Below are 15,808 nucleotides of genomic sequence, written 5' to 3' on the forward strand. Positions count from 1 at the left end.
GGGTCGGTGGCAGCGGAGGACGGACCAAGCGCATCCATTCCATGATCACGAAACCGTCATGACGACGGAGGGCAGTGCGGAGGTGACCTGACCGGGCGGCGCCCGGTCGGGGCGTCTCGGGACGAGGCCGCACCTGGGCACGCCCGAAACATCCCGAAAGGTAACCAAGTCCCGTGTTCCTCCGCACTTTCGGCTGGTCGTTCGCGATCACCGCCGTCGGCCTGGCCGCGGCCGGTCTCTTCTGGGGGGCCAAGGGGTTCGGCATCGTGCTGATCCTCTCGATCCTGGAGATCTCCCTGTCGTTCGACAACGCGGTGGTCAACGCCACCGTGTTGAAGCGGATGAACCCGTACTGGCAGAAGATCTTCCTGACCGTCGGCGTCCTGATCGCCGTCTTCGGCATGCGCCTGGTCTTCCCGCTGCTGGTCGTCGGCCTCACCGCGAAGCTCAACCCCGCGACGGTCGTCGACCTCGCGCTGCACTCCGACAAGACGCACGACGGCCTCACCTACGGCCAGTACCTGGCGGCGGCCAACCCGGCCATCGCGGCCTTCGGCGGCGTCTTCCTGCTCATGATCTTCCTGGACTTTGTGTTCGAGGAGAAGGAGCACAACTGGCTGTCCTGGATCGAGCGCCCGCTGGAGAAGGTCGGCAAGCTGGACGCCCTGTCCTCGGTCGTCGCCCTGGTCGCGCTCGTGCTCTCGGCCCGCTTCTTCGCGGCCGAGCACGCCGAGACCGTCCTGCTCGCCGGCGTCCTCGGCCTCATCACCTACCTCGTGGTCGGCGGACTCTCGTCGATCTTCGAGTCGGGCCTGGAGGCCGAGGCCGAGCGCGAGGAGGAGGACGAGAAGGCGGGCAAGTCGCTGATCCAGGTGGGCGGCAAGGCCGCGTTCTTCCTCTTCCTCTACCTGGAGGTTCTGGACGCCTCGTTCTCCTTCGACGGCGTGGTCGGCGCGTTCGCCATCTCCAACGACATCTTCATGATCACGCTGGGCCTCGGCATCGGCGCGATGTACATCCGCTCGCTGACCGTCTTCCTGGTCCGCAAGGGCACCCTGGACGACTACGTCTACCTGGAGCACGGCGCGCACTACGCGATCGGCGCGCTGGCCGGCATCCTGCTGGTCGGCATCAGGTTCCACATCCCGGAGATCGTCACCGGCCTGATCGGTGTCGCCTTCATCGGGCTCGCGCTCGGCTCGTCGATCCTGCGCAACCGGCGCGAGGGCGACGGTGCGGGCGAGGAGAACGAGCTGGTGGGCGCGGACAAGTAGCCCGTCCGCTCCGCCCGTTGTACGCGAAAACGGCCGCCTCCCGGGAATCCGGGGGCGGCCGTTTCGCGTGTCGTGCGCGGGTGCTTAGCCCAGCTCGGCTCGGCTCAGCCCAGCTGCTGCTCGATGGCGCGCAGCTTGCGCTCCAGGGAGTCCAGCTTCGGCATCGACAGCGTGTCGTCGTCGGCCGTGAGGTCGATCGCCGAGCTGCGGCGGGCGGAGCCCGACGTGTCGAGGGCGGACGACGAGGAGGACGAGGACGAGTAGGCGGAGGAGGACGACGAGGACGAGTAGGCGGAGGAGGACGACGAGGACGAGTAGGACGAGGACGACGACGAGTAGGTCGTCGGCGACGAGTAGGAGGACGAGCCGACGGCGGCACGCGGGGTGCGGCCGGAGTCCAGGGCGCTGCGCGAGGAGGGCTCGAACAGGGAGCCCGTGGAGGCGGGGGAGGCGGTGTCCGACCCGGCGGCTAGGGCAGGCTCCGTAGCGGTCGGGCCGTCGCCGGCCGCCGTGAGCGCGGGCAGGTTGCGGCCGCCGCGGGTCCGCGACAGCACGCCGCCCTGGCGCCGGGAGAGCGCCTTCAGCTCGGCCCGCTCGCGGCGGTCGGCGGTGCGGGCGCGCACCTTGGCGTCCTGCTTCGCCTGGCGCTCCTCGCGCACCTCCTCGACCGCCTCGTCCAGGCTGCGGACGTTCTCCAGCAGCATCAGGGACCACGCCGCGTACGTCTCGCGCGGGGCGCGCAGCCAGCGCACGATCCGGATCTGCGGCAGCGGGCGCGGCACCAGGCCCTGCTCGCGCAGCGCGGCCTTGCGGGTCTGCTTCAGCGCCCGGTCGAACAGGATGGCCGCCGAGATCGACATGCCGGAGAAGAACTGCGGGGCGCCGGCGTGACCGAGGCCGCGCGGCGCGTGCACCCAGTTGAACCAGGCCGAGGCGATCGCGAAGACCCAGACCAGCAGCCGCGAGCCGAGCGCCGCGTCACCGTGGCTGGCCTCGCGGACGGCGAGCACCGAGCAGAACATCGCGGCGCCGTCCAGGCCGAACGGGACGAGGTACTCCCAGCCGTTCGACAGGCCCAGGTTCTCCTTGCCGAAGCCCACCAGGCCGTGGAAGGACAGCGCGGCCGCGACGCCGGCGCAGCAGAACAGCAGCGTGTAGGAGGAGATCCCGTAGATCATCTCCTTGCGGCGGCGCCGCTCCTCGCTGCGCTCCCACGAGTCGCCGGACTCGTCCTTCTTCGCGTTCTTGAATCGCAGCGTCGCCATGAGGATGGCGACGAACAGCAGGGCTGCGCCGCCGACGACGGTCCAGACCAGCTGTATGGAGGTCAGGTTCATTGCGGGTCGGGCCTCGGGTTTCCGCAGGGGACAGTTTCACGGGCGAGCGGGGCTGAGCGGTACGGGCGGTCAGGTCCGGTCGTACGGACCGGGTCTGACGGGCCGTCCGTCTCGTTCGTCGCCGCACGGTGTGCCCACCGCGCCCGCGCAGGGGCGGACGGGACACCTGTGCGGCTAGACGATATCGCGTCCGAAGGGGCGGCATGTTACGGGAGGGCGGCTTCCTCCCGCCAATCGGCCCTTCCGCGGACTTCGGTGAACGCGGGGCGGCCGGATCGGGTAGGGGAGGAGGAGGTCGGGGTATCCGACGGCCGGGCCGATGCCCGATCATGGAGCGGCGCACCGTCAGATCGCCTGGCGGGAGCAGGGGGAGGACTGGATGGTCTCGATCTGGGAGTACCTGCGCGGCGACCGGAGCTACACCTTCGACAACCCGGGCGGCCAGCACAAGGTCACCCTCACCAAGTCGGCCCCGCAGCACGCGATCACCGGCGCCGCGGCCACCACCGGCTACCTCTACGTCAACCTGCACTGGACCATGCGCTCCAGCGCCGGCCGCCCCAGCGGGCGGGAGACGCTCAAGCGCTTCTTCAGCCCGCGCATCTTCAGCCCGGTGGAGCCGGCGTCCCAGGTGAACGAACAGGTCAACGTCGACCTCGACCTGGCGTGCATGTACGAACTCACCGACGGCACCCGGGGCGTGGTGCAGCCGCTCGGCAACTTCTTCGGCGACCTGCGGGACCCGCCGTACATCAAGCTCAGCGGCGACGATCAGTACGGGGCGCCGTCGGGCGAGACGATGTACGTGAACCTGGAGAAGAAGGACAAGTTCAAGCGGCTGCTCATCTTCGTCTACATCTACGACGGCACCCCGGCCTTCGAGCAGTCCCACGCGGTGGTGACGATCGTGCCGCAGACCGGGCCGCGGATCGAGATCAAGCTGGAGGAGCGGACCCGGGCGGCGCGGTCCTGCGCGGTGGTGCTGATCGAGAACGCGGGGGACAACCAGCTGACGGTGCGCCGCGAGGTGCGGTACGTCAACGGGTTCCAGGCGGACATCGACCGGCTGTACGGGTTCGGGATGCAGTGGCAGCGCGGGTACAAGAACCAGGGCGACTAAGCGGGGGCGGCCGTGACGGCCCCGCCGGGCATTCTGCGGGCTCGGCGGGGCTTCGTTGTGCGGGTTTCGCTGGGTGGGGTTTTGCTGTGCGGGTTTCGCTCGGCGGGGTTTTGCACAGCGGGGTTTTGCTCAGCGGGGTTTTGCTCAGCGGGGCTGGAACTGCGGGCCCTGCGGGGGCAGCGCGAACTCCTCGGCCGGGGGCTGGTTCTGGGTCGTCGGCGCGGCCGGCGGCTGGGGTTGCCGGGGCGGCTGGGCCTGGGGCGGGTAGCCGTAGCCGCCGGGGTGCTGCTGGTGCGGGACCGGTGCCTGCGGCGGGTAGCCGTACCCGGTGCCGGGCTGGGGCGGCGGGTAGCCGTAGCCCTGGGCGGGCTGCTGCTGGGAGGCGTGTCCGGGCGGCGGCGGGTAGCCGTATCCCGTGCCGGGCTGCGGGGGCGGCGGGTAGCCGTAACCGGTGCCGGGCTGCGGGGCGGGGTGCGTGGGTGGCATCGGCGGGGGTGTGTTCGGCGCCGGCGAGCCGGGCGGCGGGGTCATCGTGGGCGGGTTCGCCGGCGGCGGGGGCGCGGCGGGGCCGGCCGTCGGTGCCGTGGCGGGCGGGGGCGGGGTGGCCGCGGCGGCGGATGCCGGGACGGCCGGGGCCAGCGTGAAGGTGCCGGGCTCGGGCCGGGCGGCCGCCGGGCCGGACGTCGGCAGCGGGGTGCTGCGCGGGTCGACGGCGTGGCCGGGGGCCTGGCCGGCGGCGGGCGGCGGGCCGGCCGGTGCGGCGGCGGCCTGCTGGACCGCCTGCTCGGCCTCGTCGTCGACGGTGATGCCGAAGTCGGTCGCGAGCCCGATCAGCCCGGCGCTGTAGCCCTGGCCGACCGCCCGGAACTTCCAGGTGCCCGAGCGCCGGTACAGCTCGCCCACGACCAGCGCGGTGACGGTGTCGGCGTCGGTGATCGCGAACTCGGCGATCGGGGGCCCGCTCTCGCCGGTCGAGGCGTCGAAGAGCAGCACGCGCAGCCCGGTCACCGTGCCGAAGGCGCCGCCCTCGGAGGAGCCCGCCAGCACCACCCGGTCGACGTCGGCGGTCAGCTTGGCGAGTTCGACCTCGACGGTGTCGGTGATCTCGGTGCCGTCCGGGGTCCGCTGCTTGGGCAGGTGGCGCACCAGGCCGGAGGGGTGCCGCGGCTGGTTGTAGAAGACGAAGTCGGCATCCGAACGGACCCTGCCGTCGGTGCCGAGCAGCAGCGCGGACGCGTCCACGTCCGGCGCACCGGGCGTGGCGCTCCAGCGCAGCACGGCGCGGACCGCCGCCGCCGGCAGTGCGATGTTGGCGCCCTTGGCCATCACGTGCGTCATAGCCGACCATCCTGCCTGTTCGCCACCCCTTCGGACAACGTGACCGAAGCAGCCGGGATCGCGCCGGATTTTGCCAAGCCTTGCGTTTGGCCGCCCGTTCCCTGGTGCGATCTGGGCCGGGTCAAGTGGACGATAGCCTTCCGGTGGCCGTGCGGAGCAGGGTGCGGGACCGGTCGTCTTCGGCCGGAAGTCGCCCCCCGGCGCGCGGTGCGTCCGACGGCCGGGCGCACCGGGCGCCCCGGACGGGACGGTACCGGCGGTGCACACGGACGGGTGATCGGGAACCACCGCGACGGGCGGACCGGTTAACTCTCGTGTCGTCCCGCGCCGCCGCGCGCCGCTTCGCACCCCGGAAACGTGCCGGCGGGCGTCGAAACCCCTGAGGAGAGCACCTTGCGCCATTTCGGCCACCTCGCCGACGACGTACGCGGCCGGCTCTTCCTCGAACCGCCCCGGCCGTTCTCCGCCGACGGCGACCCGGCGCTGCTCGCCACCGCCCTCGGCGGGACCCTCTACAGCCCCGCGACGCGGCCCGCCCTGGCCGCCGACATCCGCAAACAGGCTGCTCGGGGGGTGGTCTCGATGGTCCTCTGCCTGGAGGACGCCATCGCCGACCACGAGGTGGACGCGGGGGAACGCAACCTCGTCGAGCAGTTGGGTGACCTGGTCAGGGATTTCACCGACTGCGCACAGTCCCATCCCCTGCTCTTCATCAGAGTTCGCACCCCCTCCCAGATCGTCGATCTCACCCGGCGGCTCGGCGCCGCCGTCGGACTGCTCAGCGGCTTCGTCCTGCCCAAGTTCACCGAGCACGCCGGCGGTGCGTACCTGGCCGCGCTCGCCGAGGCCGAGCACGCCTGCGGGCGGCGGCTGTTCGCGATGCCCGTCCTGGAGTCGCCCGAGCTGGCCCACCTGGAGACCCGGCGCACCCAGCTGTTCGGCATCGCCCGCCTCCTCGCCGAGCACCGCGACCGCGTGCTCGCCGTCCGTCTCGGCGTCACCGACCTCTGCTCCGCGTACGGCCTGCGGCGCTCGCCCGACCTCACCGCGTACGACGTCGCGCTGGTGGCCGGGGTGATCGGCGACGTCGTCAACGTCCTCGGGCGGGCGGACGGCACCGGGCACACGATCACGGGCCCGGTCTGGGAGTACTTCCCGCACCAGGAGCGGATGTTCCGCCCGCAGTTGCGGCGCACCCCGTTCACGTCGTTCACGTCCGGCTCCCGCCAGGCGTCCGGCGCGGGCGAGGGGGTCCGGCGGCGGATCATCGAGCACGACCTGGACGGGCTGATCCGGGAGATCCAACTCGACCGCGCCAACGGACTGTTGGGCAAGACCTGCATCCACCCCAGCCACGTGCCCGCGGTGCACGCGCTCTCCGTCGTCACGCACGAGGAGTACTGCGACGCCCAGGACGTCCTCCGGCAGGAGCGCGGCGGCGGCGGGGTGCTGCGTTCGGCGTACACCAACAAGATGAACGAGGCCCGGCCGCACCGGACCTGGGCGGAGCGGGTGCTGCTGCGCGCCGAGGTGTTCGGCGTGGCGCGGGAGGACGTGGGCTTCGCGGAGTTGCTGGTGAGCACCTTGGACGGGTGAGCGCCTCGTGGACTCGCGAAGAACATGCCGTCGTGCCAGTCGTACCAGTGGAAGCGGGACCGCAGTGACAGCACAGCGAACGTGGACCGGCCGTTGGGTCGCCGAGCGGGCCGGGGTCGGCCTGGTCGGCTCCGACCACCTCCCCGACCTCGTCGGCCTCGCCCTCCGCGAGAACCGCAAACGCGCCCACCTGCTGGTCTCCACCGTGCTCGGCAAGCACGTGCCGCAGCGCCCCTCCGTCGTCCACGGCGCCGGGCTCGACCTCGGCCTGCGGGTCCGCGCGCTGCTCGGCGCCGAGGCCGCCGCGCGCGCCGTCGTCCTCGGGTACGCGGAGACCGCGACGGCGCTCGGCCACAGCGTCGCCGACGGGCTCGACGCGCCCTGCCTCCACTCCACCCGGCGCCCCGTGCCCGGCGTGCGACCGCTCGGCGGCTTCGCGGAGGAGCACTCGCACGCGACCGCGCACCTGCTGCTCCCGGCCGACCCCCGACTCCTCGCCGGTGACGGTCCCCTGGTGCTCGTCGACGACGAGCTCTCGACCGGCACGACCGTCCTCAGCACCATCCGCGAACTGCACGCGCGCCACCCGCGCTCCCACTACGTCCTCGTCGCCCTGGTCGACCTGCGCACCGAGGCGGACCGCCACCGGCTCGCCGACTTCGCCGCCGAACTCGGCGTCCGCCTGGACCTGGTGGCCACCGCCAGCGGCGCCGTCCGGCTGCCCGGGGACATACTCGACCGCGCCGAACGCCTGATAGCCGACGTCGGTCCGGCGCCTGAACTCCCGCCCGCCGCCGCGCCCGCCCCGCTCGTCCGCGTCCCCCTCGACTGGCCGACCGCCCTCCCGGACGGCGGGCGGCACGGCTTCACCCCCGCGGACCGCGCCCGCCTCGACGCCGCCCTGCCCCGCCTGGCCGGGCAGCTGGCCGACGCCCTCGGTGGTGGTCTCGGGGGCAGTCTCGGTGGTGGTCTCGGGGACGGTGACGGTGACGGTGGTGGTGGCGGTCTCGTCGGCGAACTCCCTGACCGGATCCTGGTGTTGGGCTTCGAGGAGCTGATGTACGCGCCGCTGCGGCTGGCCGGTGCCCTCGCCGACCGGCTGGGAGGGGATCGCGTGCGGTACTCGACCACGACCCGCTCGCCCGTCCTCGCCGTCGACGACCCCGGCTACGCCATCCGCACCCGCCTCGCCTTCCCCGCCCACGACGACCCGCAGGACGACGCCCCGCGCGAGCGCTACGCCTACAACGTCGCCCCGGGCGCCGACCCCGACCGCCGCTTCGACGCCGTCGTGCTGGTCGTCGACGACGTCGCCGACACGGCCGCGCTGGCCGAGGGCGAGCGCGCGCTGCTCACGCAGCTGCGGCAGGTCACCGACCGGGTGGTGCTCGCGGTGCTGCCGTCGTATCGACCGGAGGCTCCCGTGCATCCGTCACTCCCGTTCCCGGAGCCGTCGGCCTTCCCGGAGCCGCTGGCCTTCCCGGAGCCGCTGGCGTTCCCGCAGCCGTTGGCCTTCCCGCAGCCGTTGAGGGGGCCGGGGTTCTCCTCCTACCGCCCCGACGAAGTCGCCTGGCTGCTCAAGGACCTCTCCGGTGTCCCGCTCGAAGCCCCCACCGAGGAGCGCGAGGAGGCCGTCCAGCACGGCGGTGCTCACTACGCAGAGTCGCTCCCGGTCGAGTACCGGCCGAGCCCCGAGTACCAGGAGCTGTACCACCAGGCGCTGCGCGCCTCCGCCCGCCGCATGGCCGTCGCCGTCGGTACCGTCGCCGAGACGCTGCTGCGCGAGCGCGGCCGGGGTCTGGTGCTCGCGTCGCTGGCGCGGGCCGGGACGCCCGTCGGCATCCTGGTGCGCCGCTGGCTCGCCTTCGCGCACGGGTTCGACGCGCCGCACTACGCCGTCTCGATCGTCCGCGGCCGCGGCCTCGACCCCGTCGCGCTGCGCTACCTCGCGGCCCACCACCACGCCTCCGGCGTCGTGTTCGTCGACGGCTGGACGGGCAAGGGCGCGATCACCCGCGAACTCGCCGCCGCCCTGGCCGGCACCTCCTTCGACCCCGGCCTCGCCGTGCTCGCCGACCCCGGCCGCTGCGTGCGCACCTACGGCACCCGGGACGACTTCCTGATCCCCTCCGCCTGCCTCAACTCCACGGTGTCCGGGCTGGTTTCGCGCACCGTCCTGCGCGGCGACCTGATCGGCCCGGACGACTTCCACGGCGCCAAGCACTACACCGAGCTGGCCGACGGGGACGTCTCCGCCGCCTTCCTCGACACCGTGGCCGGCCACTTCGCGGCCGTCCGGGACGAGGTCGCGCTCGCCGCCGGCCGGCTCGCCACCGACCCCGACCGCACGCCCGACTGGGCCGGCTGGGCCGCCGTCGAGCGGATCGCCGCGGAGTACGGCATCGGCAGCGTGAACCTCGTCAAGCCCGGCGTCGGCGAGACCACCCGGGTGCTGCTGCGCCGCGTCCCCTGGCGGGTGCTCGCCCGGCGCGGCGCCGGCGCCGACCTCGACCACGTGCGGCTGCTCGCCGCGCAGCGCGGGGTGCCGGTGGAGGAGGTCGACGACTTGCCGTACACGTGCGTCGGCCTCATCCACCCGCGCTACAGTCGGGGAGCAACCGGGGCTTCCGGTACGGCCGTTGTGGGGGAGGCCTGATGCCCGCCCGACTCTCCTCGCTGGTCGTCAGCGACCTCGACCGCACCCTCGTCTACTCGAACCAGGCCCTCGCCCTGACCGCCCCCGACCGGCACGCCCCGCGGCTGCTGTCGGTCGAGGTGTACGAGGGCAGGGCGCACTCATTCGTCACCGAACGGGCCGCGGCGCTGCTCGCCGAACTCGCCCGGGAGGCCTGGTTCGTCCCGGCGACCACCCGGACCGTCGAGCAGTACGAACGGGTCAACCTGCCGGGCCCGCAGCAGGGTTGGACCCCCGCGTACGCGATCTGCGCCAACGGCGGGCAACTGCTCGTCGACGGCGTGCCGGACGGCGACTGGCGGGCGGAGATCACCGGCCGGGTCGCCGCCGCCTCGGCGCCGCTCGCCGAGGTCGTCGACCGCCTGGCGTTGGGGGCCGACCAGGAGTGGGTCCACCGGCGGCGCGTCGCCGACGGGTCGTTCGTCTACTGCGTCGTCGAGCGGGCGCGGATGCCGGCGGGCTGGCTCGACGACCTGGCCGGCTGGTGCGCCGAACGCGGCTGGACCGTCTCGCTCCAGGGGCGCAAGGTGTACGCCGTCCCGGCGGGGCTGACGAAGAGCGCCGCCCTGGCCGAGGTGGTCCGGCGCACCGGCGCCGGCACCGTCCTCGCCGCCGGGGACTCCCTGCTCGACGCCGACCTGCTGCTCGCCGCCGACGCCGCCTGGCGCCCCGGGCACGGCGAACTCGCCGACCGCGGCTGGACGGCCCCCGGCGTCACCGCCCTGGCGGAGACGGGGGTGGCGGCGGGGGAGGAGATCGTCCGTCGGTTCCTGGCGGGGGTGCGGGGAGCCCTTTAGGGCGCGTTCAGTGGGGCGTTCAGTGGGGCGTTCAGTGGGGCGTTCGGCGGGCTGTTCGGCGGGGTGTCCGGCGGGGTGTTCAGCCGCAGCAACCCCCGCCGCAGCAGCCGCCCCCGCCGGAGGGGGCGGACTGCGGTGCGCTGCTGCCGGCGCCGCCCGTGACGGCGACGGCGGACAGCAGCTTCACGGTGTCCTCGTGGCCCTGCGGGCAGACGGCGGGGTCGTTGGCCTGCGCCATCGTGCGGCGCAGTTCGAACGTGGCGCCGCAGGAGCGGCAGCGGAAGTCGTAGCGTGGCATACCCGCAGGGTACCGACGAGCGGGCCGGTCGGGTGGCTCGGCGGTGCGATCCGAGGCCGCCTCGGCTCAGCGGTGGATCCGAGGCCGCCTCGGCTCGGCGGTGGATCCCTGGTCGCCGCGGATCAGCGATGGGAGCCGAGGTCGCCGCGGATCAGCTCGATCACCCGGGCCGCGGTGTCCCGGGCCGCCGCCAGTTCGGTCAGGAAGAGCCAGTAGTCCGGGTGCCGGCCGCCCTCCTCCAGCGTCGCGAGCGCCCGGTCGATCCGCGCGACCGCCTCGTCCAGCGGCGCGGCGTGCCGCGGGTCCGGCGCGTGCCGGCCGGCCATCGCGAGCCGCTGCGCGTCCCGGACGGCGAAGCGGGCCCGCTCGACCTCCCGGCTCGGGTCGTGCTGCACCTCGTTCAGCTGCCGCAGCCGCTCGTTGACCGCGGCGACCGAGCCGTCCGCGGTGTCCAGCAGGGCGCGCACCGTACCGATCGCGCCGGTCGCGTCCGCCCAGCGCTGCTCGTCGCGCGCCCGCGCCGCCTCCGCCAGCTTCCCCTCCGCCGACCGGCCGGCCTCCGCCACCTGCTCCGGCACCCGCTGCAGGTCCTGCCAGCAGGCCGTGCTGAACCGGCGGCGCAGCTCGCTCAGCGCGGGCCCGACCGTCTCGGCCTTGGTCTCCAGCGCCTGGACGCGGGTCCGCAGGCTGGACAGCCGGCGGTCGATCTCCCGCGCGCGCTCGGGCAGCTGCGCGGCGTCGGCCGTGATCGCCCCCGCCTGCTGCGCGACGGTCTCCGCCCGCTGCAGCGTCGCCGCCACGCCGTGCCGGGCGGCGCCCTCGTTCAGCCGGCCCAGTTCCGGTGCCAGCTCGGCCAGCCGGGCCGCCAGGTCGTCCGCCCGCAGGCCCGCGGCGCGTGCGGCGTCCAGCGCGTTGCTCGCCGCGAGCAGCGCGCGCTTCGCCTGCTCGACCGCCGGGGTGACCCGCATCAACTGCTGCTCGGCGTGCTGGAGCACCGGCTGGAGACGCTGCAGGAAGTCGTTCAGCTCGGCCCGCGCGGAGCCCAGCTGGCCCCGCACGTCCTCCAGGACGCGCCGGGCCCGGGCCGCCGCGCCGGCGTCCAGCGTCTCGTCGTCCAGGTCGTACGCGTCCAGCGCGGCCAGGTAGTTCACGGTGACCTGGTCGACCCGGCCGGAGATCGCGTCGAAGTCCGCCTGCGTCCGCTGCGAGGTCGCGGCGTTCCCGGCGGCCCTGACGGTCTCCACCGCCAGCTGCACCTCGCGCTGCGTCGAGTCCAGCTCGTAGAACGCCTCCTGCGCGGCGTCCCGCGCCGCGCGGGCGTCCGCCCGCACGCCGTCGCCACCGCGCCGCCCCCACCAGCCGCCGCCACCGCCGGCCGACGCCAGCCCGACCGCGCCCAGCGCACCGGCCAGCACCACCGGCAGCACCAGCGCCTCGGCCAGCCCGCTCCCCGCCCGACGCCGTCCCACCGACACTGCGCGCTCCCTGCTCCGACCGCTGATCCGCCCGCCATTGTCCCCGATCACCCCACCCCACCGGCACCCCCACCCACCCCACTCCCCGCCCACCCGCACCACACCACCCCCGACGACCAGGTACCCTAGGCAGTCGTCGTGCCCCCACCGGGCCGCGACGGGGGGCGCGTAGCTCAGTGGTAGAGCGCTGCTCTTACAAAGCAGATGTCGGCGGTTCGAAACCGTCCGCGCCCACCAGTTGTCTCGAAGGGCCGGTTCAGGAGTCATTCCTGGGCCGGCCCTTCGGCGTTGTGGGGTGTGGTGGTGAGGGGCTCATTTTGGTCCGTCGGGTGGGGGTGCTGTGGGTGGCGGGGGGTGTTGGGGCGGGTGAGGATCGGGGGGTGGATGAGTCGCGGGCGGCGTTGTCGGCGCGGTTGAACTGGTTGCGGGCCGCGGTGCTCGGGGCCAATGACGGGGTGGTGTCGACCGCGGGGATCGTGACGGGTGTCGCGGGGGCGGCGGGGTCGCGGACGGCGTTGCTGGCGGCGGGGGTCGCTGGGCTGCTCGCGGGGGCGATGTCGATGGCGGCCGGTGAGTACGTCTCGGTCAGCACCCAACGGGACACCGAGCGGGCCGCGTTGGCGAAGGAGCGGCGGGAGCTGGCGGAGGATCCGGAGGGGGAGCTCGACGAGCTGACGGACTACTACCGGGGGAGCGGGCTGACGGACGGGCTCGCCCGTGAGGTGGCGGTGGCGCTGACCGAGCGGGACGCCCTCGCCGCGCACGCGCAGACCGAGCTCGGCATCGACCCGCAGGTGCTGACCGATCCCTGGCAGGCGGCGCTGGCGAGTGCCGCCGCGTTCACCCTCGGGGCGCTGGTCCCGTTGCTGGCGGTGCTGTTGCCGCCGGAGTCGTGGCGGCTGCCGGTGACGGTGGCGGCGGTGGTGGCGGCGCTGACGCTGTCCGGGTGGACGAGCGCCCGGCTCGGCGGGGCGGGTCCGGTGCGTGCGGTGCTGCGCAACGTCGCGGGCGGGCTGCTGGCGATGGCGGTGACGTACAGCGGGGGCGTGTTGCTGGACCGCTTCACCGGGTGAGCGTGCCGGAGCTTCCGGAGGCGGCCCGCCACGGCCTGTGTTTGTGTGGCAGCAAACCGCTTGGGAGAGGTGAGCCGTCGTGACCATGCCCCCGTTCGGATCCAGCGATCCGTTCTCCGACCTGCTCAGCCGGTTCTTCGGGATGAGTCCGCTGGCCTCCCCGCCCGCCGTTCAGCGGGTGCCGATCGGCCGGTTGCTGAGCGAGTCGTCGCAGGAGCTGCTGGCGATGGCGGCGCACCGCGCGGCGGAGGACGGGAGCAGCGACCTCGACACCGCGCACCTGGCCTGGGCGGCCACCCGGGTGGAGCCCTCGCGCCGGATGCTGGAGCGGGCGGGCATCGATCCGGACGAGCTGTCCGCGGACCTGGAGCAGGTGCTGCCGTCCGGCCCCGTGCCGGCGGTGGACGGGCAGCCGGCACTCACGCCCTCGGCCAAGCGCGCGCTGCTCGCGGCGCACGCCCGTTCGCAGGCGGCGGGGGCGTCGTACATCGGTCCGGAGCACATCCTCGGCGCCTTGCTGGACCAGGAGCGCTCGGGCGCGGGGGCGGCGCTGCGCAACGCGGCGCCCTCGCAGGAGGCGCTGAAGACGGTGCTGGACGGGCGGGGCGTCGGCGGGGAGCGCAGCAGTACGGGCGCGCACCCGAGCGGGACGCCGACGCTCGACGAGTACGGGCGGGACCTCACCGAGGAGGCCCGTTCGGGCCGGCTGGACCCGGTGGTCGGGCGGGCCGAGGAGATCGAGCAGACCGTCGAGATCCTGTCCCGCCGCACCAAGAACAACCCGGTGCTGATCGGCGAGCCGGGCGTCGGCAAGACGGCGATCGTGGAGGGGCTGGCGCAGCGGATCGTCTCGGGGGACGTGCCGCAGAGCCTCAGGGACAAGCGCGTGGTCACCCTGGACCTGACCGCGCTGGTGGCGGGCTCGAAGTACCGGGGCGAGTTCGAGGAGCGGCTGAAGAACGTGATCGACGAGGTCACGGCGGCCGAGAAGAGCGTGGTCCTGTTCCTGGACGAGCTGCACACGGTGGTCGGCGCGGGCGGTGGCGGCGAGGGTTCGATGGACGCCGGCAACATCCTCAAACCGGCCCTCGCGCGCGGCGAGTTGAGCGTGGTCGGGGCGACGACGCTGGACGAGTACCGCAAGCACGTGGAGAAGGACGCCGCGCTGGAGCGCCGCTTCCAGCCCGTGCTGGTGCCGGAGCCGAGCGTCGAGGAGACCGTGGAGATCCTCCGGGGGCTGCGCGACGCGTACGAGGCGCACCACCAGGTGCGGTTCGGCGACGATGCGCTGGACGCGGCGGCGACGCTCTCGGACCGGTACGTCAGTGACCGCTTCCTGCCTGACAAGGCGATCGACCTGCTGGACCAGGCGGGCGCGCGCGTGCGGTTGCGCAGCCTGTCCGGTTCGACCGCGGCGACCTCGGTGCAGGACCGGATCACCAAGCTCAAGCGGGAGTTGGAGGAGGCCGTCGCGGACGAGGAGTTCGTGCGGGCCGCCAACCTGAAGACCGAACTGCGGCAGACCGAGGACGAGCTGGCGGCGGTCGCCGAGTCCCGTGAGGAGGTCGTCGCGGTCACCGCGGACGACATCGCGCAGGTGCTCTCCTCCCGGACCGGCATCCCGGTGGCGGAGCTGAACGCGACCGAGCGGGAGCGGCTGCTCAAGCTGGAGGAGCACCTGCACGAGAGGGTGATCGGCCAGGACGAGGCGGTCACCGCGGTGTCCCAGGCGGTGCGCCGCGGCCGGGCCGGGATGGGCGACCCCGAGCGGCCGACCGGCTCCTTCCTCTTCCTCGGGCCGACCGGCGTCGGCAAGACGGAGCTCGCGAAGGCGCTGGCGGCGCTGCTGTTCGGCGACCCGGACCGGATGGTCCGCTTCGACATGAGCGAGTTCCAGGAGAAGCACACCGTCTCCCGGCTGGTCGGCTCGCCGCCCGGGTACGTCGGCTACGACGAGGCCGGGCAGCTCACCGAGGCGGTGCGCCGCAAGCCGTACAGCGTGCTGCTGTTCGACGAGGTGGAGAAGGCGCACCCGGACGTCTTCAACCTGCTGCTCCAGGTGCTGGACGACGGGCGGCTGACCGACTCCCAGGGGCGTACGGTCGACTTCCGCAACACCGTGGTGATCATGACGAGCAACATCGGTTCGCAGCGGATCCTCGACCACGCGGGGAACGTCGACGAGATCCGTGACGACCTCATGCGGGACCTCCGCCTGCACTTCCGGCCGGAGTTCCTCAACCGGATCGACGAGGTGATCGTCTTCCACGCGCTCACGCGCAAGGACCTGTTGTCCGTCGTCGACCTGCTGCTGGAGCGCAGCCGGCGCCGGCTGAAGGCGCAGGACGTGCGGCTGGAGGTGACCGGGGCGGCCAAGGAGTTCCTGGTCAACCGGGGGTACCAGCCGGAGTTCGGGGCCCGGCCGCTGCGCCGGACGATCCAGTCGGAGCTGGACAACCGGGTGTCGAACCTGCTGCTGGACGGCACCGTGCGGGAGGGGGACACGCTGATCGCGGACGTGGGGGAGGGCGGTCTGGTGGTCACACTGGCGCGGCCGGAGCCGTCGGCGACCTTCGACGAGGCGGAGGCGAAGGCGGCGGTCGGGGCCGGGACCGGAGCTGGGACCGGAGCCGGGACTGGGGTCGGGACCGGGGCCAGGGCGGCCGATGCGGAGGCCGGCGCGGCTGCGAGGGGGTGAGCCGCGGCGGCCGGGTTCCGGGCGTGGCCCGCAGGGGCGTACTCCTGGGGGAGTACGCCCGAACGCCACTGGTGGAGGACGCGCGCGGGCGGGGCGCGGGTCTAGCC

General features: G+C 73.6%; 11 protein-coding genes and 1 tRNA gene. 8 read left to right on the forward strand and 4 right to left on the reverse strand.

The window, feature by feature from the left end; all coding sequences use genetic code 11:
• The first annotated feature begins 173 nt into the window (after positions 1 to 173).
• Positions 174 to 1,274: a DUF475 domain-containing protein gene (locus ACFV4G_RS12445; RefSeq protein ID WP_380439323.1), complete on the forward strand. Its 1,101-nt coding sequence runs from the start codon at positions 174 to 176 to the stop codon at positions 1,272 to 1,274.
• Positions 1,275 to 1,378: 104 nt separating this feature from the next.
• Here ACFV4G_RS12445 and ACFV4G_RS12450 read toward each other — a convergent pair whose 3' ends face one another.
• Positions 1,379 to 2,611 carry a DUF2637 domain-containing protein gene (locus ACFV4G_RS12450; protein WP_380439325.1) on the reverse strand — a complete coding sequence of 411 codons (1,233 nt, stop codon included), beginning with the start codon at positions 2,609 to 2,611 and terminating at the stop codon, positions 1,379 to 1,381.
• A 379-nt stretch (positions 2,612 to 2,990) separates the two neighbouring features.
• Between ACFV4G_RS12450 and ACFV4G_RS12455 the strand changes: the two genes are divergently transcribed.
• Entirely contained in the window at positions 2,991 to 3,731 is a 741-nt protein-coding gene (locus tag ACFV4G_RS12455) for a Tellurium resistance (protein WP_380439442.1), read from the forward strand.
• Positions 3,732 to 3,875: 144 nt separating this feature from the next.
• Here ACFV4G_RS12455 and ACFV4G_RS12460 read toward each other — a convergent pair whose 3' ends face one another.
• Entirely contained in the window at positions 3,876 to 5,069 is a 1,194-nt protein-coding gene (locus ACFV4G_RS12460) for a TerD family protein (RefSeq protein WP_380439327.1), read from the reverse strand.
• 393 nt (positions 5,070 to 5,462) lie between these two features.
• Between ACFV4G_RS12460 and ACFV4G_RS12465 the strand changes: the two genes are divergently transcribed.
• The 3 genes from ACFV4G_RS12465 to ACFV4G_RS12475 all read left to right on the forward strand — a co-directional run bounded on the left by ACFV4G_RS12465 (position 5,463) and on the right by ACFV4G_RS12475 (position 10,157).
• Entirely contained in the window at positions 5,463 to 6,665 is a 1,203-nt protein-coding gene (locus ACFV4G_RS12465) for an HpcH/HpaI aldolase/citrate lyase family protein (protein ID WP_380439329.1), read from the forward strand.
• Positions 6,666 to 6,729: 64 nt separating this feature from the next.
• Positions 6,730 to 9,321 carry a phosphoribosyltransferase gene (locus ACFV4G_RS12470; protein ID WP_380439331.1) on the forward strand — a complete coding sequence of 864 codons (2,592 nt, stop codon included), beginning with the start codon at positions 6,730 to 6,732 and terminating at the stop codon, positions 9,319 to 9,321.
• The gene (locus ACFV4G_RS12475) at positions 9,321 to 10,157 is read left to right on the forward strand and encodes an HAD family hydrolase (RefSeq protein ID WP_380439334.1); all 837 of its coding nucleotides are present in this window, start codon (positions 9,321 to 9,323) and stop codon (positions 10,155 to 10,157) included. Before ACFV4G_RS12470 ends, ACFV4G_RS12475 begins: the two co-directional genes overlap by 1 nt.
• 79 nt (positions 10,158 to 10,236) lie before the next feature.
• Here the strand turns inward: ACFV4G_RS12475 and ACFV4G_RS12480 are convergent, their stop codons facing one another.
• A complete protein-coding gene (locus tag ACFV4G_RS12480) occupies positions 10,237 to 10,455 on the reverse strand; it encodes a zinc ribbon domain-containing protein (RefSeq protein WP_380439336.1) in 219 nt (72 codons plus the stop codon).
• 122 nt (positions 10,456 to 10,577) lie between these two features.
• Positions 10,578 to 11,930 (reverse strand): hypothetical protein, encoded by a 1,353-nt coding sequence (locus ACFV4G_RS12485; RefSeq protein ID WP_380439338.1) that lies wholly within the window; start codon positions 11,928 to 11,930, stop codon positions 10,578 to 10,580.
• 162 nt (positions 11,931 to 12,092) lie between these two features.
• Between ACFV4G_RS12485 and ACFV4G_RS12490 the strand changes: the two genes are divergently transcribed.
• The 3 genes from ACFV4G_RS12490 to ACFV4G_RS12500 all read left to right on the forward strand — a co-directional run bounded on the left by ACFV4G_RS12490 (position 12,093) and on the right by ACFV4G_RS12500 (position 15,701).
• Positions 12,093 to 12,167: transfer RNA gene (locus ACFV4G_RS12490), tRNA-Val, on the forward strand.
• A gap of 143 nt (positions 12,168 to 12,310) precedes the next feature.
• Positions 12,311 to 13,003, forward strand: a complete 693-nt coding sequence (locus ACFV4G_RS12495) for a VIT family protein (protein ID WP_380439340.1) — start codon at positions 12,311 to 12,313, stop codon at positions 13,001 to 13,003.
• Positions 13,004 to 13,088: 85 nt separating this feature from the next.
• Positions 13,089 to 15,701 (forward strand): ATP-dependent Clp protease ATP-binding subunit, encoded by a 2,613-nt coding sequence (locus ACFV4G_RS12500; RefSeq protein WP_380439444.1) that lies wholly within the window; start codon positions 13,089 to 13,091, stop codon positions 15,699 to 15,701.
• Positions 15,702 to 15,808 lie beyond the last annotated feature (107 nt).

The organism is Kitasatospora sp. NPDC059747, from assembly GCF_042732955.1.
GTDB lineage: Bacteria > Actinomycetota > Actinomycetes > Streptomycetales > Streptomycetaceae > Kitasatospora.